This window comes from Acutalibacter caecimuris (assembly GCF_034335085.1).
GTDB lineage: Bacteria > Bacillota > Clostridia > Oscillospirales > Acutalibacteraceae > Acutalibacter > Acutalibacter caecimuris.
In genome coordinates this window covers 42591-68113 of sequence record NZ_JAWXXJ010000019.1, presented here as the reverse complement: position 1 = coordinate 68113, position 25523 = coordinate 42591, and the positions used below count along the sequence as shown (strand labels likewise).

The 25523-nt window shown below is 54.3% G+C and carries 28 protein-coding genes; 19 read left to right on the top strand and 9 right to left on the bottom strand.

The genetic code is table 11. The features are described 5' to 3' along the window. Window positions 1-515: 515 nt before the first annotated feature. The 9 genes from U8U01_RS12085 to U8U01_RS12045 form a co-directional block, all read right to left on the bottom strand. A complete protein-coding gene (locus U8U01_RS12085; protein WP_322174526.1) occupies window positions 516-878 on the bottom strand; it encodes a helix-turn-helix domain-containing protein in 363 nt (120 codons plus the stop codon). After that, on the bottom strand, window positions 871-1086 hold the full coding sequence (locus U8U01_RS12080) for a helix-turn-helix domain-containing protein (RefSeq protein WP_322174524.1): 216 nt from the start codon (window positions 1084-1086) through the stop codon (window positions 871-873). The genes U8U01_RS12085 and U8U01_RS12080 overlap by 8 nt, the downstream gene beginning before the upstream one ends. Window positions 1087-1202: 116 nt before the next feature. Further along, the gene (locus U8U01_RS12075) at window positions 1203-1580 is read right to left on the bottom strand and encodes a sigma-70 family RNA polymerase sigma factor (protein ID WP_322174522.1); all 378 of its coding nucleotides are present in this window, start codon (window positions 1578-1580) and stop codon (window positions 1203-1205) included. Window positions 1581-2193: 613 nt separating this feature from the next. Further along, entirely contained in the window at window positions 2194-3549 is a 1356-nt protein-coding gene (locus U8U01_RS12070; protein WP_304433007.1) for a prolyl oligopeptidase family serine peptidase, read from the bottom strand. A gap of 13 nt (window positions 3550-3562) precedes the next feature. After that, window positions 3563-4336, bottom strand: a complete 774-nt coding sequence (locus U8U01_RS12065) for an EFR1 family ferrodoxin (RefSeq protein WP_322174519.1) — start codon at window positions 4334-4336, stop codon at window positions 3563-3565. Window positions 4337-4351: 15 nt separating this feature from the next. Next, the gene (locus U8U01_RS12060) at window positions 4352-5077 is read right to left on the bottom strand and encodes a carboxymuconolactone decarboxylase family protein (RefSeq protein WP_322174518.1); all 726 of its coding nucleotides are present in this window, start codon (window positions 5075-5077) and stop codon (window positions 4352-4354) included. 21 nt (window positions 5078-5098) lie between these two features. After that, window positions 5099-5497 carry a cupin domain-containing protein gene (locus U8U01_RS12055; protein ID WP_322174516.1) on the bottom strand — a complete coding sequence of 133 codons (399 nt, stop codon included), beginning with the start codon at window positions 5495-5497 and terminating at the stop codon, window positions 5099-5101. Between the two features lie 18 nt (window positions 5498-5515). Further along, on the bottom strand, window positions 5516-6673 hold the full coding sequence (locus U8U01_RS12050; protein WP_322174514.1) for an iron-containing alcohol dehydrogenase: 1158 nt from the start codon (window positions 6671-6673) through the stop codon (window positions 5516-5518). An 81-nt stretch (window positions 6674-6754) separates the two neighbouring features. Then, window positions 6755-7624, bottom strand: a complete 870-nt coding sequence (locus U8U01_RS12045; RefSeq protein WP_322174512.1) for a LysR family transcriptional regulator — start codon at window positions 7622-7624, stop codon at window positions 6755-6757. A gap of 680 nt (window positions 7625-8304) precedes the next feature. Here U8U01_RS12045 and U8U01_RS12040 point away from each other — a divergent pair. The 19 genes from U8U01_RS12040 (at window position 8305) to U8U01_RS11950 (ending at window position 25177) form a co-directional block, all read left to right on the top strand. Continuing rightward, window positions 8305-9150 (top strand): hypothetical protein, encoded by an 846-nt coding sequence (locus tag U8U01_RS12040; protein ID WP_322174510.1) that lies wholly within the window; start codon window positions 8305-8307, stop codon window positions 9148-9150. A 17-nt stretch (window positions 9151-9167) separates the two neighbouring features. Then, window positions 9168-9473 (top strand): DUF4314 domain-containing protein, encoded by a 306-nt coding sequence (locus U8U01_RS12035; protein ID WP_322174508.1) that lies wholly within the window; start codon window positions 9168-9170, stop codon window positions 9471-9473. Between the two features lie 35 nt (window positions 9474-9508). After that, on the top strand, window positions 9509-10714 hold the full coding sequence (gene dcm, locus U8U01_RS12030; RefSeq protein WP_322174506.1) for a DNA (cytosine-5-)-methyltransferase: 1206 nt from the start codon (window positions 9509-9511) through the stop codon (window positions 10712-10714). After that, on the top strand, window positions 10699-11415 hold the full coding sequence (locus U8U01_RS12025; RefSeq protein ID WP_322174504.1) for a DUF1281 family ferredoxin-like fold protein: 717 nt from the start codon (window positions 10699-10701) through the stop codon (window positions 11413-11415). The genes dcm and U8U01_RS12025 overlap by 16 nt, the downstream gene beginning before the upstream one ends. Beyond that, a complete protein-coding gene (locus tag U8U01_RS12020) occupies window positions 11412-11807 on the top strand; it encodes a hypothetical protein (RefSeq protein WP_322174502.1) in 396 nt (131 codons plus the stop codon). The genes U8U01_RS12025 and U8U01_RS12020 overlap by 4 nt, the downstream gene beginning before the upstream one ends. A 122-nt stretch (window positions 11808-11929) precedes the next feature. Next, window positions 11930-12814 (top strand): DNA adenine methylase, encoded by an 885-nt coding sequence (locus U8U01_RS12015; RefSeq protein WP_322174500.1) that lies wholly within the window; start codon window positions 11930-11932, stop codon window positions 12812-12814. A 12-nt stretch (window positions 12815-12826) separates the two neighbouring features. Beyond that, window positions 12827-13078 (top strand): hypothetical protein, encoded by a 252-nt coding sequence (locus U8U01_RS12010; protein WP_322174498.1) that lies wholly within the window; start codon window positions 12827-12829, stop codon window positions 13076-13078. Beyond that, entirely contained in the window at window positions 13075-13422 is a 348-nt protein-coding gene (locus U8U01_RS12005) for an AbrB/MazE/SpoVT family DNA-binding domain-containing protein (protein ID WP_322174497.1), read from the top strand. The genes U8U01_RS12010 and U8U01_RS12005 overlap by 4 nt, the downstream gene beginning before the upstream one ends. Before the next feature lie 159 nt (window positions 13423-13581). Beyond that, window positions 13582-14364: a hypothetical protein gene (locus U8U01_RS12000; protein WP_322174495.1), complete on the top strand. Its 783-nt coding sequence runs from the start codon at window positions 13582-13584 to the stop codon at window positions 14362-14364. Window positions 14365-14449: 85 nt separating this feature from the next. Continuing rightward, window positions 14450-16549, top strand: a complete 2100-nt coding sequence (locus U8U01_RS11995) for a SpaA isopeptide-forming pilin-related protein (RefSeq protein ID WP_322174494.1) — start codon at window positions 14450-14452, stop codon at window positions 16547-16549. After that, on the top strand, window positions 16458-19637 hold the full coding sequence (locus U8U01_RS11990) for a VaFE repeat-containing surface-anchored protein (protein ID WP_322174493.1): 3180 nt from the start codon (window positions 16458-16460) through the stop codon (window positions 19635-19637). Before U8U01_RS11995 ends, U8U01_RS11990 begins: the two co-directional genes overlap by 92 nt. After that, window positions 19634-19975: a DUF7768 domain-containing protein gene (locus U8U01_RS11985; protein WP_322174491.1), complete on the top strand. Its 342-nt coding sequence runs from the start codon at window positions 19634-19636 to the stop codon at window positions 19973-19975. The genes U8U01_RS11990 and U8U01_RS11985 overlap by 4 nt, the downstream gene beginning before the upstream one ends. Next, window positions 19972-20304 (top strand): DUF3852 domain-containing protein, encoded by a 333-nt coding sequence (locus U8U01_RS11980; RefSeq protein ID WP_322174489.1) that lies wholly within the window; start codon window positions 19972-19974, stop codon window positions 20302-20304. Before U8U01_RS11985 ends, U8U01_RS11980 begins: the two co-directional genes overlap by 4 nt. A gap of 132 nt (window positions 20305-20436) precedes the next feature. Further along, window positions 20437-21303 carry a conjugal transfer protein TrbL family protein gene (locus U8U01_RS11975; protein WP_437124395.1) on the top strand — a complete coding sequence of 289 codons (867 nt, stop codon included), beginning with the start codon at window positions 20437-20439 and terminating at the stop codon, window positions 21301-21303. Window positions 21304-21311: 8 nt separating this feature from the next. Then, window positions 21312-21695: a hypothetical protein gene (locus tag U8U01_RS11970; RefSeq protein ID WP_322174485.1), complete on the top strand. Its 384-nt coding sequence runs from the start codon at window positions 21312-21314 to the stop codon at window positions 21693-21695. Then, complete coding sequence (locus U8U01_RS11965) at window positions 21692-21952, top strand: hypothetical protein (RefSeq protein ID WP_322174483.1); 261 nt, start codon at window positions 21692-21694, stop codon at window positions 21950-21952. The genes U8U01_RS11970 and U8U01_RS11965 overlap by 4 nt, the downstream gene beginning before the upstream one ends. Window positions 21953-21956: 4 nt before the next feature. Next, window positions 21957-22544: a hypothetical protein gene (locus U8U01_RS11960; RefSeq protein ID WP_322174482.1), complete on the top strand. Its 588-nt coding sequence runs from the start codon at window positions 21957-21959 to the stop codon at window positions 22542-22544. Continuing rightward, entirely contained in the window at window positions 22525-23328 is an 804-nt protein-coding gene (locus tag U8U01_RS11955; protein ID WP_322174480.1) for a class B sortase, read from the top strand. Before U8U01_RS11960 ends, U8U01_RS11955 begins: the two co-directional genes overlap by 20 nt. Before the next feature lie 16 nt (window positions 23329-23344). Next, window positions 23345-25177, top strand: a complete 1833-nt coding sequence (locus U8U01_RS11950) for a VirB4 family type IV secretion system protein (protein ID WP_322174478.1) — start codon at window positions 23345-23347, stop codon at window positions 25175-25177. Window positions 25178-25523 lie beyond the last annotated feature (346 nt).

The window sequence follows — 25523 nt, the reverse complement described above, 5'->3', positions numbered from 1 at the left end:
TTTAGACTGCCGGGAGGGCTTTCTCTTTTGGAAAAACAGGAAGCTGTGCGCCGCCGCCAGCCAGAACACGAAAGACTATTTTGTCCAGGACGATGACGGGCTGGGCAAGATACGGGGTAGCCCGATTCTGGATGGCTGCTTTTTCACTCGGTGTAAGCCTCGCAGTAATAATAGTGGTTTTCTTTTTCAGTATAAAATCACGCTCCTTGTTATGTGTCCTTGCCCTCGACTCCCCCTTTAGGGGGCCGGGGGGAGAGCCGGGTTTCCCGGCTCCTGCGGACGGCGTATAGCCGAACGCTATGCTTGCCCTGCCCCAAGGGCAGGTTTTCTGCGCCCTTCGCCCTTTCATCCCCGGAAATAAGGCTGGATAATGGTTGGGTTCTACCCCTTCTTCAAAAAGCCCCCCACAAATCGCCACAAATGCCCCACAGCGGCGTTCTGCGCTTTCTTCCGCTCAACTTCCTCGACTGCGCTTTCAAAATGCCTGACACGGCCCTCACAGGAGTTACAAGCGCTTACCTCGATAACTGGCACTCATTGTGGTATTCAATTGCTCCTTGGATAGGGAGAATCGTAAAAACCAGATTGCCATTTCGAACCTGCCCACCTTTAGATTCGTACTTGGTAGGCTCCGTAATAATCAGCGCCTTGTACTCCAGCTCCCGCACATATTTTTGCACTGTGTTGCGGCTCATACCAACGGCTCGCCCTATCGTTTTGTAGCTGGGCCAGCACTGATGTGATTTTCTGTCCTCGCAGTACATGAGGTACGTATAGACAACAATCTCACCTGTGGATAATCCCAAACTGAAAATAGCGTTTTGCAAAGGAAAGAAATTCTTTGCTCCGCTGCATTGTGCTCTCAGAAAATTATTCATGACATCTACCTCCTGCCTGTTCCTCAACCCATGCGAGGAATTTTTCCTTTGGAACCACCAACCGTGACCCGATTTTCACCACTGGAAAGCCCTCTCGGTGCAGTAGTTCATAGGTACCAGCCAGCGAAATACCCAGCACCTGCGCCACTATTTTTGCGTTCAAAAACAGCGGCAGTTCATCATAGCTTTTGAATTCTGATTGCTTCAATCGCATTCTCCTTCCACAAATTTCTATTTGATCCCACATAATAAAGGACACTCGCAGACAGTTTGTAAACCAAAATTTTGAAAAAATTCTCGAAACAAAAGAGAATAAGGAGCCCGTCACCAAACGGAGCTCCTCAGTTCTTTGTGAACCTTCTTCAGTTGCTTTGAGATTGCCACCTTGGATACGCCCCGGATCGCTCCGATTTTCTCCAAGGACAGCCCCTCGCAATAGCGTAGCTGGATCAATTCCTGCTTGATCTTGTCCAGACCCGCCACGGCTTTTCGCAGATTTTCAAGCCGGAGGCTCCTGATTGCAAGGTCGTCCAGCGAGTACAAGCAATAACTTTTCGGGGACAGCACCGTTTCGAGCTCACCTTTACTAAGATGCCTTTGGTCCCGCTTAGCCTCTGCCTGCTCACGCTTTCTGTCCTGCTCCAGGAATTCTGCGACCTCCTTTGGCACTGAGATCGGCTCACCTTCGTACATTATGACCATCGGGCTCCTTTCCGTTTAGGAAAGGCCACACAGCGCTGTCGGCACAGCGCCAAATACTGTGGACGTTCATGATCTCCCGCATCCCGGGGCAATTTTAGTGTCCGATGCGCGCCATGAAAGTCAGAGGCCACACGAGTGCAACCTCACCGAAACTGTGTGTTTTTTAGCTTTCGCTATATTTATTTTAACAGTTTCGCACTAAAATTGCAATACTCAGATTGAAATTGTCGAAAGGGCTTTTTCTTTGTTTATGTAGCACAAATTTTGAGTGCCAGAAATTCAGTCGGCTCGGTCGGTGCTTGACAAGAGTTCATGTTTTGCATGAACTCTACGCCACATGGTGACCAGCGCCCCCGCGCTTTAACCTGCTTGTCTTTTTGACGGTTTTCTACGCCCTTTGAGGCGGGAAAATCTTTCAGAGTCCTGCATATCTGCACTGTGGTAATCATCCCTCACAAATCGCCACAAATGCCACAACACGGTGTTTTGCCTGTGGTCGGTCAATTTCTCTACCACTGCCTCAAATCGTCTGACAGCGCCCTCACATGGCTCAACAGCCTGTTGCTTGGTTGATGTTAGGTGTTTTCTGTCATGCCCTTTTCCGTATGTCCCTCTATTTTCTGCACTGCCTCCCCATCCAGCGCCACAAGGTCACCGGCCGCCCCTCGTGCATGACTCTCGTCCCATCCAGATCATACACACAGTCATCGTTAAAGGTGTGTATCCAAGAGAAGTGCCCCATATACTCCAGCGGCCTGCCCTGGCCGTCCTTATGCAGCCCGGACTGGTCCACGATCCGCTCAAACAGGGAAACATGGACATTCTCCGCACCCGCCGCCTTCAGCCGCCGTACCAGGGGCAGCACAAGACCGTCCGGAGGCACGATTGGGTCGTTCTCGGCCTGGGTGAACCACATAGGCAGGTGTTTGAGGTTCTCAATATCCTGCTCTGAGAAGTCGCTGGGCCGCAGGGCCTCGCACACCGGATAGGCGGCGGCAAAGAAGTCCGGGTAGCTCAGAAGCATCCGCATGGTCATAAACCCGCCGTTGGAACAGCCGCCGATGTACACCCTGTCCCGGTCGATGTCGGGGTGAAGGTCGATGAACTCGTCAATCACGGCCTTCACCGCCTCGGTGTACATACTTTTGCTGCTGGTAAGCTCCTTGGGATCCTGATGGTTCACCGCACCGGAATTCATCCAGAAGGTGGGGCACTGGGGGGCCAGCACATAGCCCGCGCCGCCCAGCTTGCGTTGAATATCGTCGGAGGAGATGGCCACCACCTTGTTGCCGGTGTAGGCCAAAGCCGGGTCATCGCCGCCCTCGCCGTGGCCGTGGAGCCAGATCACCAGGGGCAGCTTCTCCGGGAAGGTATGCTCCCACTCGTCGCCGTAGTTGCTGTCCAGGGCGGTGAAGCTTTGCTTGGCATGGTCCAAGTCCGGGGTGAAATAGCCGTAGTTCAGAGGGAGCGGCTCATAGTGGGAGCACCCATTCTGCCAGCCCCTCAGCTGTGGGCAGATATCCCCCTGGGACTCGTCGAATATCCAGCCGTTTATAGGCACCTCGCCGGGGATATCCTTCACCTGGGTGACCCGGTAGCGGCATTCCACCAGGGCGTTGTAGCCGCCCTCCCGGAGGCTCGCCGCCATAGAGTAGCCGATGGGAGCGCCCATCTGGTAGGGCATCTCCAGAGCGATGTGCCCCGACTGGTAGACCTTACCGCCGTTCTCGTCGCAGGGGTACGCCGCCGACACCGGGCGGTAGCCCTGGGAAGGAAAAATCTTCGGACCGGGCCAGGTGTGGTTCTCAAGGAAGCCCTTGCCGGTCTTGGGGTCGATGCGCTCCACGTAGACGGAGAAGGTGTCTTTGTCTATGCACTCGGCCCGGACAGTTTCCGGGGCCTTGAGGATGAGTTTGGTGATATAGGGGCCGTTGTCGGTGACAACGGTGAAGGTTTTGTATGGGTACATGGTTTGTCCTCCTTTACTTCTGACAGTTCCCCGCAATAATCTCCCTGAGCGGGATGTTGGGGTTGCGGTAGCGGTGCTCAGGATTGACCTCTTTAAACGTGGCGAACTGTATGGACTTCTGTGGGCAGGCGTGGATGCAGGCCATACAGCTGGCACAGTCGGTATAGTCGTGTTCGGCCCTGCCCTCTCTCACGTTTACGCACCCCATTGGGCACACCCGTGAGCATATACCACAGCCGATGCAGTCCTCCGTCACCCGGTAGTAGGGCTTTGCCAGCATGGGGCCATTCTCTTTTATCATGCTGACAAACCCCTGATAGAAGTCTTTCTCACCTTGCGAGGCGAACTGTATCTCCCGCTTTCTGCCATCGATGTCGGCCTTGATGGCGGCTAAATGATCGTCAACCTTCTTCTCAGGCTCCAGCTTTTTCTGTTCCTCCATGTCGAACACCAGCAGGGCGTTGTCCAGCATGATAACGGTGTTGATGTAGTCGGCCTTTTTGCCGATACTTGTAAGATACTCCTGTACCCGCTCAGCCACGCCGCCGTGGTGGCAGCCGTAGGTGATGACGATGTAAAAGTAATCTGTCTCGAACTCCGAGTTTTTGATAAACTCCTTGATGACCTCGGGCATATCCAGCTCATAGAGCGGGCAAACGATGCCGATAGAATCAGCCTTATAATGACGCTCCGTCTTTTTCAGCTCCTGGGGGATGCTGACCAGCTCCGTGTCAAACTGCTTGGCGGCGTAGAGGCTGTTGCCGGTAGCGGTGAAGTAAAAGACCATGATGTTTTCCTCCTATTACTTTGAAGCATTTTCGATGCAGTTCAGGGCGTTCAGGCTCCTTGGGTAGCCGATATAGGGCAGGCACCGGCTGACCACCTGGATCAGGAACAGCCGGTCATTGCCCACGGTCATGTTGGCCCGGGCATGAGCGGTAAGCTGGGGCTCGCACCCGCCCTGTGCCGCCAGGAAACAGAAGGTTATCATCTCCCGCTGGGGCAGGCTCAGACCCGTGCGGGTATAGTAGTCCCCAAAGCAGTTACTGGCAAGCCAGCTGTTGATGTGCCGTTTCTCCTCGGGGCCATGCTCCCAGCTATTTCTCAGACCCTCGCCGAAAGCCTCCACCTGCACCCGGTTCCCCGCCTCCCGGCGCTGCTCGGGCTGCACAGTACCTTGAGGCTCCAATGGCAGGGCGATGCCCCGGCGGCTCAGTTCCTCGTTGACCGCACTCAGAAAGGGCAGCATACGGCCCAGCCCCAGATAGGCGGCGGCCTGGTACACAGTTTCCTTCACCTCTATGGGAGTTACCCCGCCGTCCAGGGCCAGGGGCAGCATGAGCCGGAAGGCATCCAGGCCCTGACAGCCCAGCAGGGTGGCTAAAATTGCCAGATAGCGGGTGGGTTCCGCCAGAGGCTCCAGCTCTGGGGAAGTACTCAGCACCTCACCAAAGGCGAAGTTTGTGAAAATTTGAGCGAACTCCGGGTCGGTCTGGGCGAGACCCGGAAATATCTTCTTAGTGTCCATTCTCTCTTGCTCCTTTCCTGTTCAGGGCAGTTTGCTGTATTCCTCGTCGCTGACCGGCTCGCACCACTGGGTAGAATAATCCTCCCCGGGCACCTCGACCGCCACATGGACAAATTCGCTGTCATTTGCCGCGCCGTGCCAGTGCTTGACCTCTGATGGAATGTTCACTACGTCCCCGGGGCGAAGCTCCCTGGGTTCTTTATCCCACTCCTGATACCAGCCCCGGCCTTGGGTACAGAGCAGTATCTGCCCGCCGCCGGACTTGGCGTGGTGGATGTGCCAGAAGTTCCGGCATCCCGGCTCGAAGGTGACATTAAAAGTCTGAACGCCCGCCTTGCTCAAGGGAGACAGGTATGACTGCCCGGTGAAATAGGCTCCGGCGGGGTTCGGCCCGCCTTTGGGGAATAGTGTGCCGCTCATGGTTCTTCCTCCTTTTGGTTACATGACTTCCCTCAACATCTGAAAAATTTCCTCCCTGGGCAGCACCCGGGGCATACTCTCGTTCACGCCGCAACTCTCCGCGACCTTGCGCAAGATATCCTCGTCCACCTTCAGCCCCAGCCCGGTAAAGCTGCTGTCCAGCCCCAGCTCCTTCGCAAAATTCGCCACAGCCTCCACAGCCTCATCCGCAAGCTCCTGAGTGGTCTTCCTGGCGGGGTCCAAATCAAATACCTTCTGCCCGAACCGGGCGAACTTTTCGGGCATATCCTTCACGATATGCCGGTAGTAACTGGGGTGGATAACAGCCAGAGCCATGCCATGGTTGCTGCCAGTATAGGCGCAAAGCTGGGCCTCAATGGGGTGGCACTGGAAGCCGCCCTCCTTGCCACAGTTGAAGAGGAAGGTCTGAGGGAGAGACGAGTCCCACATGAGGTTGCCGAGGATGTCAATGTTCTTGGGATCCTTGCGCCAGGCCCGGGCATTCTCAATAATATCGTGCATGACGGCCTCGTTCATGGCGTCGGACACGCACTCGCCGGGGCCGAAGTAAGTCTCCATGCAGTGGCTGAGATTGTCAAAAATGCCGGAGGCAAGCTGCTTCTCGGGAACGGTCAACAGGTAGCTGGGGTCGCAGATGGCGAAGCTCGCGGGGCTGCCAGGTAAGGTGGCTTTCGTGTTCAGCGCCTTATTGCTGATGCCGCCCAGGCCATTCATTTCCGAGCCGGTGCCGGAAAGGGTTACAATCGCGCCCCAGGGAATGCCGCTCATGGGGTAGTAATGGTCTTCAAAAATCAGCTTCCAGTAGTCGCCGGGGGCCTTTGCTGCCGTGGAAATGACTTTTACGCAGTCCATCACCGAGCCGCCGCCCACAGCAAGAATGAGATCTATATTCTCATTCTTGACGGTCTCCGCGCCGCGCAAAACCATGTCGTAGGTGGGGTTCGAGGTGATGCCGCCAAAGTCGATGACGGTCTTCCCGGCCTGCTCCAGAACGCTGACCAGCTGGTCGTAGAGCCCGCTCCGTTTCACGGAGCCGCCGCCGTAAGCCAGCATGATATTTTTGCCGTAAGCCGCCAGCTCTGCCGCCAGATGCTTGTCAACACCGCCCTCGCCGAACAGTACCTTTACCGGTGCGTGATAGAAAAAGTTTTTCATGAAAATGACCTCCTGTTTTTGTCTTGAGTACATTATAACAGAAGGTCAGTAAAATGTGAAATATCTATTTCAAATGAGTTATCATTCAAAAACTGTATGGATGATGTGCTCAAAGAACGCCTCCAGCGCCGGGGGCTGCACGGGCTTTTTCTTCCATATCAGTGACGCCGAGGCGGTCTTCCCCTTGGCGAATGGTAGGAAAATCAGACCCTCCTGTCGCTCCCCGGCTGTACCCAGGCAGACAATCAGTGCTCCGGCGGCTCGGGCCAGGGGGAAGGCGTTGTAGATGAGGTTGTAGGTGGCCCCTACCCGGCTTTCAGTCCCCTGCCCCAGCCAGCGCAAGAGCTCCTGCTTGAACACAATGTTCTCCGGCAATATCAGCCGCTCCTGCCGGAGCTGCCTGCCTGATACCTCCGGCTCCCCGGCCAATGGGTGTCCCTCGGGCACCAGCACGCCCCAGGTCTCCGTCAGGCCCAGCTCAAGTATCTCAAAGGTGGCCGGATTCACATTCCGCATGACAAATCCCGCGTCCAGCAGCCCCTTCTCGATATCCTCGCATATGCGGTCGGCGTTTTCGGATATCAGGTGGAAGTGTACGCTGGGGTGCAGCACTTGAAAGGCGGCGATCTGCTCTGCCAAAAATCGCACCGAGCCGGTCTCGCCCATGCCCAGGTACAGCTCGCCGGAGAGCTCCGCGGCGCCGGTGTCTTCCCGCACGGCCTTCTGGTAGAGGGCGAGAATTTCCCGGGCGGTCTCACGAAAGAGGAGGCCGTCCTTTGTGAGGCTGACGTTCTTTTTTGTGCGGATGAAAAGTGTCTTGCCAAGCTCACGCTCCAGGTCCATCAGCTGACGGGAGACCGTAGGCTGGGACACGTGAAGAAGCTCGGCGGCGTGGGTGATGCTGCCTTCTTCGGCGGTCATCAGGAAGTATTCGAGAACGCGTAAATCCACTATGTTTCTCCCCTCATTTTCACTTTGACTTATAGTATATCAGGTAGGGGCGTTGGACTGCAAGAGTTTTTGAGAGCGATTCATGCAATTGATTGTTTTCTTTGTTTAGCGGCGCAAATTTTGAGCTGTCGAACTCTTGACAGTTAGCTTGTGTGCATGGTATTATCTATGTAGTTTTCTGAGAGTTTTTTCAGACAAGCAGATGAAAAAAGCCCTTTTTGAGGGCTGAGAAAATCCAACATCATCAATAAATCATCAAAACTTTTTGGGGCGCATTTCGTGGAAACACAAACGGCTCAACCGTGCGGAAATCTGGCTGGTATATGTCGGCTGATGTTTTTCCACATCCACTCCAAAACCGCGTGCCGAGGGTTCGAATCCTTCTGCCCCTGCCATCCTGTGGATATAAAAAAGATATTCGCACGAAAAAGCCCGGAATTCCGGGCTTTTTTGCTGCCCAAAAGGCTGGATTTCAAAAGCCCCGAAACGTGGATATAAAATGGGCGTTTTGGCTTTCCGGCAGGATTTGAACTCTCGTGTGACAGAAAACTGAATATCGCAGAGGGCCAGCAGAAGAAAAACTGCTGGCCCTCCCCACGGAACTACATAGCCGGTCGCTGGAGACTTTTCTCCAAAACAAGCGACCGGCTTTTTTCATTTCTGGAAGGAAGGTGTATCGAATGATCAAAGCAAAAATCACAGGAAAGGCAGGCTCGGTTCTCGAACGAGACCTGCCCACGAACATCAATGAACTGCACCATGCCCTGCTGGAAATAGGCATCCGCAAAACACCCAGGAGCATTCTCCTGGAAGGTGACAATGCTGCTGAAATGGAACTCTCGGCTGACAGCGAGATCGGCAGCCGCCTGCTGCGGGTGTTCGGCAAGAAAGACACCCTTGCCGATGCCAACACCGTAGCGTTCGTCGTGTTCACTGCCAGAGAGGAAATCCTCACTGAACTGGAGCAGAACATCCTCCACAACCAGTACCTCAACAAGGAAATGCTCCTGGACGATATCCGTGACATGACCCAGGCCGCAGGGCCGGAAAAGCTGACGTTCTACTGCCCCCTGACCGGGCAGTTGGATGACGGTGGTTACGACGAGTATATCGATGTGGGCAGCGGTTTCCTGACGGCATATCAGGATCAGATCGAGCAGGCCATCGCGGACGAGCAGCCCCCGGAGATGGGCGATATGGCGCAGTATTTGGGCAGCAATCCTGGCGTAGCTGCCAAGCTCATGTCCGCCGTTTGGACAGTGGAGGAAATGGACGGCAGGCTCCTGGGCCGGATCGACTGCCACCTCAAAGAACCGCTTACCGCAGAAGAAATGACCGAACTGCGGGAAGAGATCATCGAGCAATGTTCAGATGGGTTGGGAGAAGGTTTCGAGCAGCGGCCCATCAGTACGGACGAGGGCGACCTCTACGTCTCCTACTGGCAGAGTGGGGATGAGTATTTTCTCTGCACCGAGGACGAACTGGATGAACACCTGGAACCCCATCAAGATATGGGCGGCATTTAAGAAATGGAGGTATCAACATGAACGAATGGGATCGCCTGCATCGTCAGGCAGAGAGATATAAGGCCGAGTACCCCTCCGGAACCCGGATCATGCTGCTGAGCATGGGCCAGGACATTCATCGTGTCAGCGACAATACACGCGGGACCGTCATGGCGGTGGACGATATTGGCACCCTGCACTGCCGATTCGACAATGGCCGGTCGCTGGGGATCATCCCCGGCGAGGACTCCTTCCGCAAGCTGACCGAAGAAGAACTGGCAGAGGAACAGAAACAGGATATGGACAATGACGTGGACGAGGACGGTCCGTCCATGAAAATGTGAGGTGAATTTAATACAGTAAAGTGGTCGGATGGCAAATGGCTATCCGATTTTTTGATATGTTCGCGGGGATCGGCGGGTTCCGTTCCGGCCTGGAGGCTGTGGGCGGCTTTGAATACGTCGGTCACTGCGAAATAGACAAATATGCGAATCAGGCGTACAACGCTATGTACAACACAGAAGGAGAGGTTTTCTTTGCAGACGCCAGAACCATCGACCCCGGCACGCTGCCGGATCTCGACCTTATTTGCGGAGGATTTCCCTGCCAAAGTTTTTCAATCGCTGGAAAACGGCGGGGATTTGCCGACGATGCAAGAGGGACTTTGTTTTTTGAAATTGCCCGTCTTGCCGCCGCTAAAAGACCTGCATTTCTGCTGCTTGAAAATGTTCCCGGACTCCTGTCGCATGACGGCTGCCGGACGTTTAACACAATCCTCTGTACGTTGGATGAATTGGGGTACGATGTCGCGTGGCAGGTGCTTAACAGCAAGAATTTTGGAGTTCCCCAGTCAAGAAAGAGAGTGTATATTGTCGGATATCTTAGAGGAAAATGTTCCGGCGAAATTCTTTCTTTCACAGACACAAATGGAGCGGCTCTTGAGCAAGTCTTGCCTGGACCAGAAGGGCGGCGGGTGTACTCCCCCACTGGGGTCTCCATCACCCTGACCAGCTCGGCTGGCGGCTTTGGCGGGAAGACCGGCCTGTACGATGTTACCCTGCCTATCAAGGTAAAGACCAAATCCGGGTATCAACTGGCTCATCCCGGCGACAGCATCGACCTGGCCTATGCCACCATGAATACCAGGCGCGGGCGTGTTGGGGATAAAATAGCGCACACTGTTACCCCCGGTAATAACCAGGGGTATTTTTTTATCGACCTGAATGAAAATCCTGCGCTGACCGAGAATGCCCGCTGTCTGCTGGCAAACCAGGATACCGGTATCGGCAAATTCAAGGGCGGACGTTCCGGGGTGTTCGTGGAAAATCCTAAAGCGCCATTTGCTGTGCCTGTGCGGGATGCGGACGGCAATATCCACTATGGCAAGGTGCGCAAGCTCATGCCCATTGAGTGCTGGCGCTTGCAGGGGTTTACTGACGAGCAGTTCCGCAAAGCAGCAGCCACAGGGCTGTCCGACGCGCAGCTTTATAAAATGGCAGGTAACGCCGTGACAGTGCCTGTCATTTCCGCATTAGGCGAGAAAATCAAAGACATTTATTGGAGGTCTTCATGCCAAACCATGTGACAAATATTATTGAGATCAAGGGCAGCCCGGCCCGTATCAAAGCCTTGTTTGAGGCGGTCAAGAGTGACGAATATGGCCTGGGTTCCATCGACTTCAACAAGCTCATCCCTATGCCACTCGAGTTGGACATCGAGGAAAGCAGTCAAACCAGCCGCGGCCTGAAAGCCTACAAGGAATTCATTGAGGTATACACCTTCAACGGTAAAAAGGAGGACTTCGATCTGCTGAATATCCCCGAAAAGGCTGAGCAGGCATTCCTCCGTGTGCGGCCCGACATTGAACGTGCAGCCTGGAATTTGGGCAGGCAGGCGTTCCAGAATGAGCAAAAGTACGGCACCGCTACCTGGTATAAATGGCGCACCAGGAATTGGGGGACCAAGTGGAACGCCTACGGCTACGAGGGCGGCGTTGAGTTTGACGGCAAATCCCTGCGTTTCCTAACTGCCTGGGCTCCTCCCCAGCCCATCGTGGCAAAGCTGGCAGAAATGTATCCCGACCTGGACTTCACCCACCAGTTTGCCAACGAGGACATTGGGATGAACTGCGGCGAAGATGGATACCACAACGGCAGGTTGTGCGATAAATACTATCCCACCGGTCAGGAAGCCATCGACTATGCCAACAACCTGTGGGGCTATGACGGCATGGAAGAAGATGAGGACATGGATGACGGTGAAACCATAGGAGGGCCAAAACTGTGAGTATCAAAAATATCACTACGGATGACCTGCGCTGCATGAAAAGCTCTGAGGGCCTGATCATCCAGGGCTGCGGCGGTGATTTGCAGGAGTGGGTGGACGGCATCAATGAACTTCTGACCCAGGAGGACATCCTGCGAAACGGCAGCCAGTTCAAAGAGTGTTCCACTTTTGAACACGAAGGTTTAACCTGCCTGTTGTTCCCATTCAAGGATGTGGATGCAGACCTGGGCAGGCTCGCCATCTGGCGGCTGAAAGCCCATGATACGTTCGGGGGAACCTGGCTGTCGGATTATGTTCCCAACCGCCTGGGCGGGTTTTATGGCAATCAGCAGGAAGAACCCGCAGAAACAGAGGAAGATGAAGACCTCGACAGCGGGATGTCCATGAAATAATTGTAACAGAAAATTGAGCCGGTATCAATCGTTCAGGAAACGATGATACCGGCTTTTTTCGTTTTCTGGATGTTCTTCCGGCTAAAAGCGAGGTGACCAATATAAAATCGCCGGTATCGTGGGTGGGAAACAAAGCGCCCATCCTCCCCGTTATTTACAATCTGTTCCCTCTGGAATACGGCAGGTTTGTAGAGGTGTTCGGCGGCTCCGGCAGTGTTCTGCTGGGCAAACCGCCCGATTCCTTTGAGGTCTATAACGACTTCGACCGGAACCTCACCAACCTTTTTCACTGTATGAAAGAACGTACCATGGCAACTATTCGCGAGTTGGGCTTTTGCAATCTGAACTCTCGTGATGACTTCCAGGCCATCAAGAAGTTTTTCCAGCACGAACACTTCGATGACCGTTTCCTGGCAGAAGAAATGGAACTGACGGAAGTCCTGTTCTCGCCCCCAGCCGCAGAGGAACTGCAGGCCATCCGGCAGCGCATCACCAAGGACTACGACGTGCGCCGGGCGGCCATGTACCTGAAACTGCTGCGCTACAGCTATTCCAGCGGAAAGAAATCCTTTGCATCCCAGCCATTCGACCTACGGCGGCTGTTCGGCCTTATCCAGCAGCTAGAGAGCAGGCTGGCCAACGTGGTCATAGAGAACCAGGACTTCGAAACCCTCATCCACCACTATGACCGGCCCGACACGTTCTTCTACCTGGACCCGCCCTACTTCTCTACGGAAGATATGTATGCGGTTGAATTCGCCTGGGCCGATCATGTGCGCCTGCGGGATACAGCAGCCGCTATGCAGGGAAAGTTCCTGCTGTCCTACAACGATTGTGCTGAAATCCGGGGGTTATACGATGGATTCCCCATGTTTGATTTTACCAGGGTACACTCCATGGCCCAGAGGTACGAGGCCGGGAAGGAGTTCAAGGAGCTGCTCATCGGCAACTATGACCTGTCTGTGCGGGAAAAGGCCGAGCCTGCGCAGATGAAATTTGAAATATAGGGAGTGATTATTTTGTCAACTGAACAATTTATTCTTGTGTCCGTCCCCCTGGAGATGTTCCTGGAGGCGGGCATCAATACGGAGAGTATCATCCAGGTGAGTTCCCGTGCAGGGAAAATCATCATCGACACACCCGACACCACCAGCGACTACGTCTGCGACCGGGACTGTGAAAGCTGCCCTCTCAACACCATGCCCTGCGAGTTTGACTGTGAGAATTGTCCCTGCGAGGCCAACTGTGATGGAAGGGGGTTGGACGAATGAACACGAAACTTTTGCGCATCTTGGGCAAGCGCGGCCGCATCACCATCCCCTATGAGATCAGGCAGCGTGTGGGCTTTGCATACAACGACGTGCTGTCCTTCACCGAATCCAGCGACGGCAGGTCGGTGATCGTCCGCAGAGAGAAGCTCTGCGACAACTGCCAGGGCAAGACTGTGCAGGCAGTGACGGATGACAGAGCCATGCTCCTGGAACTGCTGGATTCCCTGCCCCTGGAACTGCAAAAGGCAGCGTTCGTGCAGCTTTCGGAAAGCCTGGGCAGGCTGCCCCGCAGGGAGATCAGAACTTCCCCTCCGGGCATCCGGAGCGCCGACACGCCCCTCTAACAGGAGGTGCATCCCCTTGAAATTAATACGCGCTCCGCCCAGATCACAAGCCATTTCTGACCGTATCTTTGTTGTATATTTATTCGGTTTTGGTCTGGACTTTTGGATTTCTTGTGGTATGATTGTGGTCAAGAAAAACTCCAAGAAAGGATGAATCCTATGAAGAAAATCTTGACCGCCATCCTGACCGCGGCGCTGCTTATAAGCAGCGCCGGGTGCCAAGCAAAACAGCCCCAGGCCGCACAAAGCGCGCCGGAACCCACTCCCCAGGCCCTTGTAGTGAATGTGGAATCGCCCACTAAAACAACCGATGAACGCATCGACACAAGCGCCACTATGGAGCAGATCACCGCTGGACTCAAGATAAAGCTGGATACCACAGAAAAGGGAAAAGCGGCCACGCAAACCCAAGACAAGGCGCAGTACACCGCCCCGGTAACAAGCCAGGAAAAGGCCAAGGAACCCGCGGAAAGCCTGGATATACAGCAGTCCGAACCCACCACAGCACCAAGAACAGCGGCATCCACACCTGCCCCAAAACAACCTGCCACAGAGCCGGACGCCTACCTGAAAGTCACTGTGAAGGCCACTCCTACCCCACCACCAGCGGCTACACCGGCTCCCACGCCGGAACCGCCAGCACCTACACCTGCCCCTGCCGAGCCTACCCCGGAACCCATCATCGAGGAACCTGCCTTCGACATCGGCTACTGGATCGGCTACGCCCAAAGCTGCGCCCAGGGCCTGGGCCTGCGGCTGGAAAGCAGCGCGGTAGACTGCTGGGATAACCCCATCGGGGCTGGGCCGCACAGCACCTGTCTGGAGAGGGACATCAACAGCAGACTGAATAGATATGCAAGCGACCCGGATATCACCGATGTGTGGATATGGTACGAGTCCACCGGCGGGAACACCTACAACATTTATATCGGATACGCATGAAAATAAAATAACCATCAAAAAGCGCACTGTGAAAAAGCAGTGCGCTTTTTTTATTGCCCGTCAGGGCAGAAAAGGAGAAAAATATATGACATCTACTCTGAAACGGAGAAGTCTGGCAGTTATTATGACGCTGCTCATGTGCTTTTCCATGTTCGCCAGTTTCGGCACCACAGCCCAGGCCGCAGGGGAGCGTTCCGAGATCTATATGATTAGTTTTCCGCGCGGCACCGATGCCAACCGGGAGCATTGGGAGCGCGATGACCTCCAGTTCATGAACGGCTGGCATATGGACGCCTATGATATGTTCGCCGCATTCTGCGTGGGCTCGTATGAGGGCAAGATTGCCTACTGCATCGAGCCGGGCGTTCATATTGAAAATGGCGACCCTTTCACCTCCAAAGATGAAACCTTTTGGGACAACTACCCGTCGGCCTACAACAAAACTATTGACGCCGATACTATCAAATCGCTGATTGGGCGCATTTTGCAGTACGGCTACACCGGCACGGTCGACCCCGATTGGGTATCACAAAACGCTGCGGGCGCAGACAAACTGGCCCATGTCTATGCTACGCAGCTTTTGATTTGGGAAACCATCGTGGGTGAGCGGGACGAAAATTTCGGCCATGTCAGCACCGGCGGAAAGAATCCTGTGATGGATTTCATCAAGCAGGGCCATCCTCTGCGCAGCAGGATTCTGGACCACTACAACAGCATGGTCACCAGTGTGCAGAACCACAGCAAGGTTCCCTCTTTTATGGCAAAAAGCAAGGGCAAGGCCCCCACTATTGAACTGGAATGGGACGGCAGCCAGTATACTGCCACACTGACCGATACCAACAAAGTGCTGGATAACTACACCTTTTCGTCCGATTATACTGGCATGAAGTTCACCGCCAGCGGGAATACGCTGACTATCACCACTCTCACCGCGCCCACCAGCGACGTGACCGTCAGCGCCAGCAAGAAAGATTCCAAGCGTATGGGCCTTGTGGTGTGGGACGATGGCACCTTCGGGCCGAACAGCGGCAAACAGGACACGGTGACCTATACCCAACCGGTCACGGACCCTATCGCCGCCTATCTCAAAATGAAAGTCTCCTACGGCTCCGCTAAGATCGTCAAGACTTCCGAGGACGGCAAAGTGTCTGGCATTACCTTCCAGGTCACCGGCAACGGCATCGACCAGACCGTCACCACAGACAGCAAAGGTGAGGTGCAGATTGAGAACCTCCAGCCCGGCGAATACACTGTAACCGAGCAGATGTCTGGTGACTATGTTCCCCAGGAGCCGCAGAAAGTGACCGTGCAGGCCGGTCAGACGGTAACCGTGTCTTTCAACAACACTCTCCAGAAGGGCAGCTTGACCGTCACCAAAAACAGTGAAGATGGCCTAAACTCTGGTGTTCGCTTCCATCTCTACGGCACTTCCAGCGTAGGCGAAACTGTTGATTTGTACGCCACCACCAACAGTTCCGGCGTGGCACAGTTTGCCGATGTTCCCACCGGCAGCGGGTACACTCTGGAGGAAGTGGACACGGCTGTCCGCTACGTTGTGCCTGCTGCACAGACCACCAAAATTGAGTGGGAGAAGGTCACCAATGCCACCTTCCGTAATGTGCTGAAGAAGTTCAATATCTCGCTCAATAAAGTGGACAAAGAAACCTCCGCTCCCCAAGGGGACGCTACCCTCGCTGGTGCTGTTTACGGCGTATACAAGGACGGCAGTCTGGTGGACACCTACACCACCGACAGCGACGGTCATTTTACCACCAGCTATTACACCTGCGGTTCCGGCTGGACGGTGCAGGAGATCGCTCCCAGCGAAGGGTACCTGTTGGATACAGCCGTGTATCCCGTAGGCGCTGACCCCAAGCAGTATGAGGTGGAGTTCAACTCTGTTCCCGCTCTCACCAGCCCAGAAACCGTGCAGAAGGGAAAGATCACCATCATCAAGCACTGCGATGATGGCTCCACACAGATTGAGACTCCCGAAGTCGGCGCTGAGTTTGCCGTGTTCCTCAAGTCTTCCGGCAGTTATGATAACGCAAAGGAGTCCGAGCGGGACTATCTGACCTGCGACGAAAACGGCTTTGCTGCTCCCTTACGGCGTGTATACCGTCCGCCAGACCAAGGGCTGGGATGGGCGCGAGCTCATGAAGGACTTCGACGTGTTCATCAATAAGGACGGCGGCGTGTACCGCTATCTCATTAACAATGCTCCCTTCGCTAGTTACGTCAAGGTCATCAAGACGGACGCGGAAACCGGCAAGGCCATTCCCTATGCAGGTGCGGGTTTCCAGATTTACGATCCCAACGGTCAGTTGGTGACCATGCAGTTCACCTATCCGGCAGTCACCAAAATCGATACCTTCTATACCACCAACGACGGCACCCTCATCACCCCGGAGTCCCTGCCCTACGGCACAGGATACTCCCTGGTGGAGGTGCAGGCCCCATACAGCTATGTGCTTAACTCCGAGCCTGTCTATTTTGACATCACCCCGGACAATTCCACTGAAGAAAGCGCCGTCACCGTGGTAGAAGTTGAGCGGCCAAATATGCCTCAGAAGGGCAAAATCTGCATCACGAAACTGGGCGAAGTGTTCTCCTCCGTGACAGCTCTGGGCGGAGCTGCCACCGACGAGGACGGTAATGAAATCATCTTCCCTGTCAGCTACCAGCCGGTATATGAAGAAAAAGCCCTGGCAGGCGCAGTCTATGAAATCACCGCGGCCGAGGATATCGTTACTCCCGATGGTACCCTGCGGTATTCCGCAGGCGAGGTGGTGTCCACCCTTACGACCGTCCAGGACGGCCCCGTTGCCACTGAACCCCTCTACCTGGGGAAGTACCAGGTGCGGGAAGTCGAGGCCCCGTTTGGCACAGTGTTGGACCAGGAAACGCACATCGTAGAAATGACCTACGCAGGACAGGAAATTGATATCACTGAAACTTCTTCCACTCTCCATGACGACCGGCAGAAGATAAAAATCAGCCTGGATAAGGTACTGGAACAGGACGAGAATTTTGGGATTGGCATGAACGGCGAGATCACTATGGTGCAGTTCGGGCTGTACGCTGCCGAGGACATCACCTCTGCGGATGGTTCCGTCATACCCGCCGATGGCTTGATTGAAACCATAAACTGCACCGAGGACGGCTCCGTTGTGTTTGTCACCGACCTCCCTCTGGGCAGTTACTATGTCAAAGAGGTTTCTACTGATAAGCACTACACCCTGCCGGACACTGTGTACCCGGTTGTGTTTGAGTACGCAGGACAGGACGTGGCTCTGGTGGAAATTGCCCTGAACGACGGCGAACCCATTCCCAATGAACTCATCTATGGCAGCATCAAGGGCCTGAAAATTGACCGGGAGAACCAGGAAACCATCGCTGGTGCGCTGTTTGGATTGTTCCATCCAGGTACACTTCAGTTCACCTCTGACACTGCCATACTGACCTCTACTTCAGATGAGGAAGGTGTGTTCAGCTTTGAGAATGTCCCTCTGGGGAACTGGATCGTCCGTGAACTGCAGCCTGCCGAGGGCTATCTTCCCAACACGGATGTCCATCATGTGCAGGTGGAGCGGGACGAGCAGGTCATTGAAATTAACGTGGTAAATGACAAGGTGCCGGAGTTGGGCACTACCGCCAGCATCGGCGGCGAGAAAGAGATCAACGCAACGGAGATTTTCATCCTGGAAGATGTAGTAGAGTACACCCACCTGGTGCCGGGCAAGGACTATACCGTCAAGGGTGTGCTTATGGACAAGGCAACCGGCGACCCCCTGAAAATCAGCAACGAAGAAGTCCGCTCTGAAACCGTATTCACCCCTGAGAATCCCAGCGGCACGGTAACCGTTGTCTTTGAATTTGATTCCAAGTATATCAAAGCTGATACCGATATCGTGGTGTTTGAGAATCTGTACCAGGATGGCCGGGAGTTGGCTGTTCATGCGGATATTGAGGACGAGTCCCAGACCGTAACCGTCCATGTGCCGGAGATCGGCACCCAGGCCACTATCGGAGAGGAAAAGGAAGTAACAATCGATGGTCCGGTCACCATTGACGATGTGGTAGCATTTAAGAACCTTACTCCCGGCAAGGAATACAGTGTTTATGGAATCCTCATGGACAAAACCACCGGCGAGGCCCTCAAGGTTGCAGGTGAGGAAATCCATGCAGAAACCACCTTTATCCCGGAAGCGGCTGACGGCGACACTGTAGTACAGTTCACCTTCGACACCACCGGGCTGGTGGATTCCACCGAGATTGTGGCCTTCGAGAGCCTGTCCCGTGAAGGGATCGAGCTGGCTGCTCATGCCAATATTGAAGATCCTGCCCAGACCGTCAAAGTGACTGTCACCGGGCCGCGGATCGGCACGAAAGCCACTGTGGACGGCAAGAAAGAGGTATCCGCCGAGGGCCTCATCACTATTGAGGACGTGGTGTCTTACAAGGGCCTGGCTGCTGGGAAAGAGTACAAGCTGACCGGCACGCTCATGAACAAGACCACTGGCGAACCTTTCAAGCTGAATGGTGAGGAAATCCACAGTGAAGTTGTGTTTACTCCCGAAAAAGCTGAAGGGGAGGTCACTGTTTCCTTCCCCTTTGACACCTCTTGGGTGAACTCCACTACAGATATCGTGGTGTTCGAGAAACTGTCTCTGAACGGCAAGGAGATCGCCCGTCATGAGGATATTGGCGACAAGGAGCAGACCGTCACCATCATCGTCACCAGGCCGGAGATCAGCACAAAGGCCACCATCAACGGCAAGGGAGAAGCTGCGCCTGCTAAGAGCATCACCATCGAGGACGTAGTGTCCTACAAGAACCTGACTCCCGGCACAGAGTACAAGCTGGCAGGCGTGCTTATGGATAAGGCGACCGGCAATCCGTTCAAGGTTGGCGACAAAGAAATCCGCGCCGAGGCCACCTTTACGCCTGAAAAGGCCGATGGCGAAACTGTAGTGCAGTTCACCTTCGACGGCAGCGGCATCACCCAGGCCACGGAAATCGTGGTGTTTGAAACTCTGTACCAGGGCGAAGTAAAAATCGCCGCCCACGAGGATATCAGCGACGAGGGCCAGACCGTGAAGATCGTGCTGCCCACGCCGGATAAGCCCACCACTCCCAACCCCGGAAATCCTCAGACCGGCGACCGCTCCATGATGGGCTTCTGGCTGGGCCTGGGCGCAATCGCCTTGGGCGGCCTGGTGTCCGGTATCATTATGTACAGCAGAAAGAAAAAGGAGCAGGATTTTGAATGATGAAAAAGGTGTATATCTGCGCGCCCCTTGCAGGGGACGTGGAAGGAAATATTGAGAAAGCACGGCGGTACTCTGAATACGCACTGAGGTGCGGGGCGGCTCCGGTCACCCCGCATTTTTATGCGCTCTGTTTGAATGATGATTTGCCCGAGGAGCGTGAGATGGGCATGGCTGCGGGGCTTAGCCTGTTGTGGTTCTGCGATGAGGTCTGGGTGTTCAGCGACCAGACTACGGACGGCATGAGGGCTGAAATCAGGCTGGCGCACAATCTCAATATCAAGGTTAGAATTATCAAGGAACACGAAATCAAAAAAGTGATAGGAGATGTTGCGGCATGAAAAAAAGATGGATGAAGATTCTGTTCTGTACGATTTTTGCGGCGCTTCTGGTGCCGGTGTTCGCCATTGCTGCAAGCGCCACTGGCGATGTGGCCGGAGCTATCCAGAGCACCTGGACTGCAGCCCAGACCCAGATACGCACGGTAGTGGACAATGTGGTGTTCCCCGTCATCGACATGATCCTGGCGGTGCTTTTCTTTGTTAAAGTAGGCGGTGCGTATTTTGATTACCGCAAGCATGGTCAGCTGGAGTTTACGGCTCCGGCCATCCTGTTCGCCTGCCTGATTTTTACCCTCACAGCGCCGCTCTATATCTGGACGATCCTGTAATTTTTTGAACCGGGAGATGGGCGGCGTGTGCCGTCCATCGTCCCTACATTTTAGGAGGTGGTCAACATTTTTGATTGGTTAGGCGACATCCTGGGCGGCATCGGAAGTGCCGTGGGCGGGGTGTTCGATACGATTGGAGAGCAGGTCTCGGCGGCCATCTGGGACGCGATGATACGCTGGTTTTATAACACGATTTTTGACGCGGCCAGCGATTTCTTCACCATGATGGGCAACATGGGAGCCGATATTTTCGACCTGAACTGGGTCAGCGCGACAATTTCCCTCTTCACCTTGTTCGGCTGGTCGCTGTTTATTGCTGGTACCGTTGTGGCCGTCTTCGATATAGCTATAGAATATCAGACGGGCAGGGCCAGTGTCAAGAATACAGCGATAAATGTGCTGAAAGGATTCTTCGCCTGCTCCCTCATAGGAGTTGCACCCATGGAACTCTACAAATTCTGCATCAGCCTGCAAAACACCTTCGCCGGGGACTTGACCCGCATTTTCTCCGGCGAACAGGCACAGGGGTTATCCGAGCAGAGCATCGCCATTCTGACGGCAAACTTTGTACTGCCTCAGAACACCGTGATAGGGCTGTTTGAACTGCTGGCTCTAATTGCCTTTTCCTACTGCGTAATGAAGATATTCTTTGCAAATATCAAGCGCGGCGGTATCCTCCTCATCCAGATGGCGGTGGGGGCGCTGTATATGTTCTCGGTTCCCAGAGGATACACCGACGGCTTCAACCAGTGGGTGAAGCAGATCATTGCCCTGTGCCTGACGGCATTCATGCAGACAACTCTGCTGTTCCTGGGCCTGCTGACCTTCTCGGACAATATGCTGCTGGCCCTGGGCATTATGCTGGCGGCAGGCGAGGTACCGAGGATCGCACAGCAGTTTGGGTTGGATTCCAGCGTAAAAGTCAACATGATGAGTGTTGTTCATGCCACCAGCACGGCGGTCAACATGACCCGGTCGGTGGCAAAGGCCCTGGCGTGAGGTGCGGCATGAAAGATAATATGGAATTGGAGCGCGGCGATATCTCCATTGACCCTGACATGGAGATAGACGGTGATATTGGCCAGGAAATCACGGTTTATATTGAAACCTGGTTTGATGTGGATAAGAAGTTCGGCATTCACATCAATGCGGAAGAAGAGGCTTGGCTCAATTTATACGGAAAATTCAACCCCTTTGAAGATACTCTGCGCATTGAGTGCGAGATCAGCCGGGATAATGAATGTTCGTATTTTGACTATGAACCCACTGCCGCTGAGTCTCAGCTCATCAAGGAAATGATCTCAGAAAAAATTCAGGAGAAATACGGCACAACTCCCCAGGAATTCTGCGATGAATTTATGGTGGGGCCAAGCCTGGGAGGTATCAAATGACGACCTATTTATATCCGCAAAATCTGAAAGCGACGGCGAATCTCTGGCTGTGGGGCCTGCGGGATTTCGCCATACTGTGCGTAGCGGCGCTGCTGTCCGTACTGGCGCTGGTGCAGCTCCACTTTATGGTACCGGCGGCAGTGACGTTGTGTTTTGGCTTTCTCACCATCCGCATGGATGACACAACGGTGCTGGATTTCCTGCGGTATGCCGCCAGCTACTTTATATCCAGCCAGCAAGTATTTGAATGGAGGTAACAATATGGGCAAAAAGAAGAAAGGGCGCTCCACCCAGGGACTCATGGGGATACAGAATTTCACAAGGTACGGGCTTGCCACCAGCCGTGGCGAGCTCTTGTTTTTCCTGGTGTCCCCCACCAATATCTCGGTGCTGTCACACACGAACATCGAGATAAAGATCAGGCACCTCATGATGGTGCTGTCCGCCATCCCGGACATTGAGATCACCTGCACCGACTCCTGCGAGTGCTTCGATGACAACCAGGCATATCTGCAAGGGCGGCTTTATGAAGAACGCAATCCCCAGGTGCGGCAGCTCCTGGAGCAGGACATGGATATGCTGGACCGGGCGCAGGCGGAGATGGCAACAGCCCGGCAGTTCCTGTTTATCAGCCGGTGCAAAGGGATGAAATCCGACCAGGTGTTCCAGGCTGTGAACCGTATCGAGAAAGTCATATCCGAGCAGGGCTTTGAGGTGCGGCGCATGAGGAAAAGCGACATCAAGCGCTTTCTGGCTATCTATTTCGATTCCAGCATGAATGGCGACCAGCTGCCCGACACAGACGGCGGCCAGTTTTTCGAGGTATATCATGACGAACCGGAGGATTAAGTTCGGCGTTTTTGCCTTTCTGTTGTTGGGTATCATCGTCACCTGTGGGGTAATGATTAGCAGTGAATTCCTCTCACAGCAGAAAGAAAAAGAGGACTTCGAGCAGCTCGTCAAGCTGGTGACGGTGAAGAATCTCGATGCGGTTCCCGCGCCATCGGGAACTCCCGCTGCCGCTGAGCAGCCAGGGGCTACCGCAGCTCTTAACCCGGATAACGGGGAAGAATCCCAAGAACAGCGCCGTGACCTCTCCGAATTGTTCGCCATGAACGATGATTTTGTAGGTTGGCTGTGTATCCCCGGCACCGATATCAACTATCCGGTCATGCACACGACGGATGATCCAGAGCGGTACCTGCGCAGGAATTTTCACGGCGAGTACAGCGAATCGGGTGTGCCTTTCCTGGATTTTCGGTGTAGCCTGGATAGCGACAACCTCATCATTTACGGTCACAACATGATGAATGGAACCATGTTCGCGGGGCTGCGGGGGTATGTGCAGAAAGATTTCTGCGAACAGCATCCCATCATTGAGTTTCAAACAGCGGACGGCTGTGCTGAGTATCAGGTGTTCGCCGTGGTCCAGGTAAAAAGTAACGACGCGTGGTACAAATTTGTGGGCGCCGATACTGCGGAAGATTTCAATAAGGCCGTTGGGAATATTGCAGACAGGGCGCTGTTCACGGTTGGATGTTTGCCTGAATATGGCAGCCAGCTTTTGACTCTGTCCACCTGTTACGACTCTGCCCACAATGGCAGGCTGCTGGTTATTGCGGCAAAAATATAGAAATGGAAGTGTTTATATGTTTAAGCAAAAGCGTAGAAAGATGAATCCGGCCCAGCTTGAAGCCGTCCGCACCAAGGACTTCTTCGACTGCATCCTGCCTGGTACTGTGCGTTTCATGAGTGACTATTATATCGTGGGCGACAGCTACCGGTCAGTGTGGGTGGTGCGCGAGTACCCGCCCAGCACCGAGGAGCAGGCCATCCTCTCCCAGCTTGCCGACCGCAGCGGCGTGACCCTGCGCATCTACCATCGGCTGGTGGAGCCTATGGAGCAGAGGAAAATCATGCAGAACGCCACCCGCAAAAACAAGCTCATGTCCGGCGGCAATGATGTGAATGAAACTATCGAGGCCCAGGGCAATCTCCAGGATGTAGTGGAACTGCTGGCGAACCTGCGGAAGAACAAGGAACCCCTGCTCCACTGTTCCGTCTTTATCGAGCTCAAGGCTCGGACACTGGACAAGTTGAAAGAGTTGCAGAGCGAGATATCCATGGAACTGACCCGCTCCAAAATCTCTGTCGACCGGCTCACCCTGCGGCAGAAAGAGGGCTTCCTCTCTGTACTGCCTGTGGGTGCCAATCAGTTTGGGGCGCAGTATGAACGGGTACTGCCTGCCAGCTCGGTGGCGAATTTGTACCCCTTTAACTTCTCCGGCAAGACAGATCCTCATGGGCTGTATATCGGCAGGGACAAATATGGCTCCAATGTGCTGGTGGATTTCGACCGCCGCGCCGAGGACAAAACGACCAGTAATATTCTCATCCTGGGCAATTCCGGGCAAGGCAAGTCCTATCTGCTGAAACTCATTTTAACAAATATCCGGGAAAGTGGCAAGACCTGTATTTGTTTAGATCCCGAAAGTGAGTATGAGGAACTGACCCGCGCCCTGGGCGGCTGCTATATCGATTTCATGTCCGGCGAGTACACCATCAACCCGCTGGAACCCAAGGCATGGACGGACGGCTCTGGCGATGTGGATGCCGGTACGCCTGATGCCTTCAAGCGGGTAACACGACTCTCTCAGCACATCGCTTTCCTCAAAGACTTCTTCCGGGCCTACAAGGATTTCAGCGACCCGCAGATCGATACCATTGAGATTCTGCTTATGAAGCTCTACGCCCGGTTCGGCATCACGGACAGCACCGATTACTCCACTAAGCGGCCCACAGATTTCCCCATCATGTCCGACTTCTATAAGCTCTGCCAGGAGGAATTCAACACCTACGACAGAGAAAGGAAGTACCTCTATACCGAGGAAATGCTCCAGGAAGTGTGCCTGGGCATCAACTCCATGTGCGTGGGTGCGGAGTCCAAATATTTCAACGGACACACCAATATCGTCGATGATAAGTTCCTGTGCTTTGGTGTCAAGGGCCTCATGGACACCAACAAGCGCCTGAAAGACGCCATGCTGTTCAATATCCTCTCTTATATGTCCAATGAACTGTTGGGCAAAGGCAATACCGCCGCCAGCATCGACGAGCTCTATTTGTTCCTGACTAACATGACCGCAATCGAATATATCCGTAACGCCATGAAGCGTGTTCGTAAAAAGGATTCCTCGATCATCCTGGCCAGCCAGAATATCGAGGATTTTCTGATTCCTTCGATTCGGGAGTTCACGAAACCGCTGTTCTCCATCCCCACCCATCAGTTCCTGTTCAATGCAGGACAGATCAATCCCAAGGACTTCATGGACGCCTTGCAGGTGGAGCCCAGCGAATTTGAGCTGATAAAGTACCCGGAGCGTGGCACCTGCCTGTACCGCTGCGGTAACGAGAGATACCTGCTCCAGGTAATCGCCCCGGATTACAAGTCCGCTCTGTTCGGGAAAGCAGGCGGCAGATGAGCGCAGCTCTGGGGGCTGCGCTGAAAAAGATTGCTGTTGCTCTGCTGTCAGACCCGAAAACGCTGAAGAAAGTGGTCGGCATCGTGCTGACGCTGTTAGTGGCGGTCATCATGCCCATCGCGGCGGTTATCGCCATTTTCAGCACTGATTTTGAAATCGATGTGGGCGACTTCCAGCGGCTGGCGGTACAGAACCTCACTGTCGAACAGCGTGCCGATCTGCAATTCATGGAGGACACCGGCAATGCCATCCAAGCGGAACTGACCGGCAGCGGGCAGGAAAAACGGCTCAAAGAGGCGTTGGTGCTGTTCGTTTTTGCTCTGGGCGACTTTGCCCATGAGCCAGA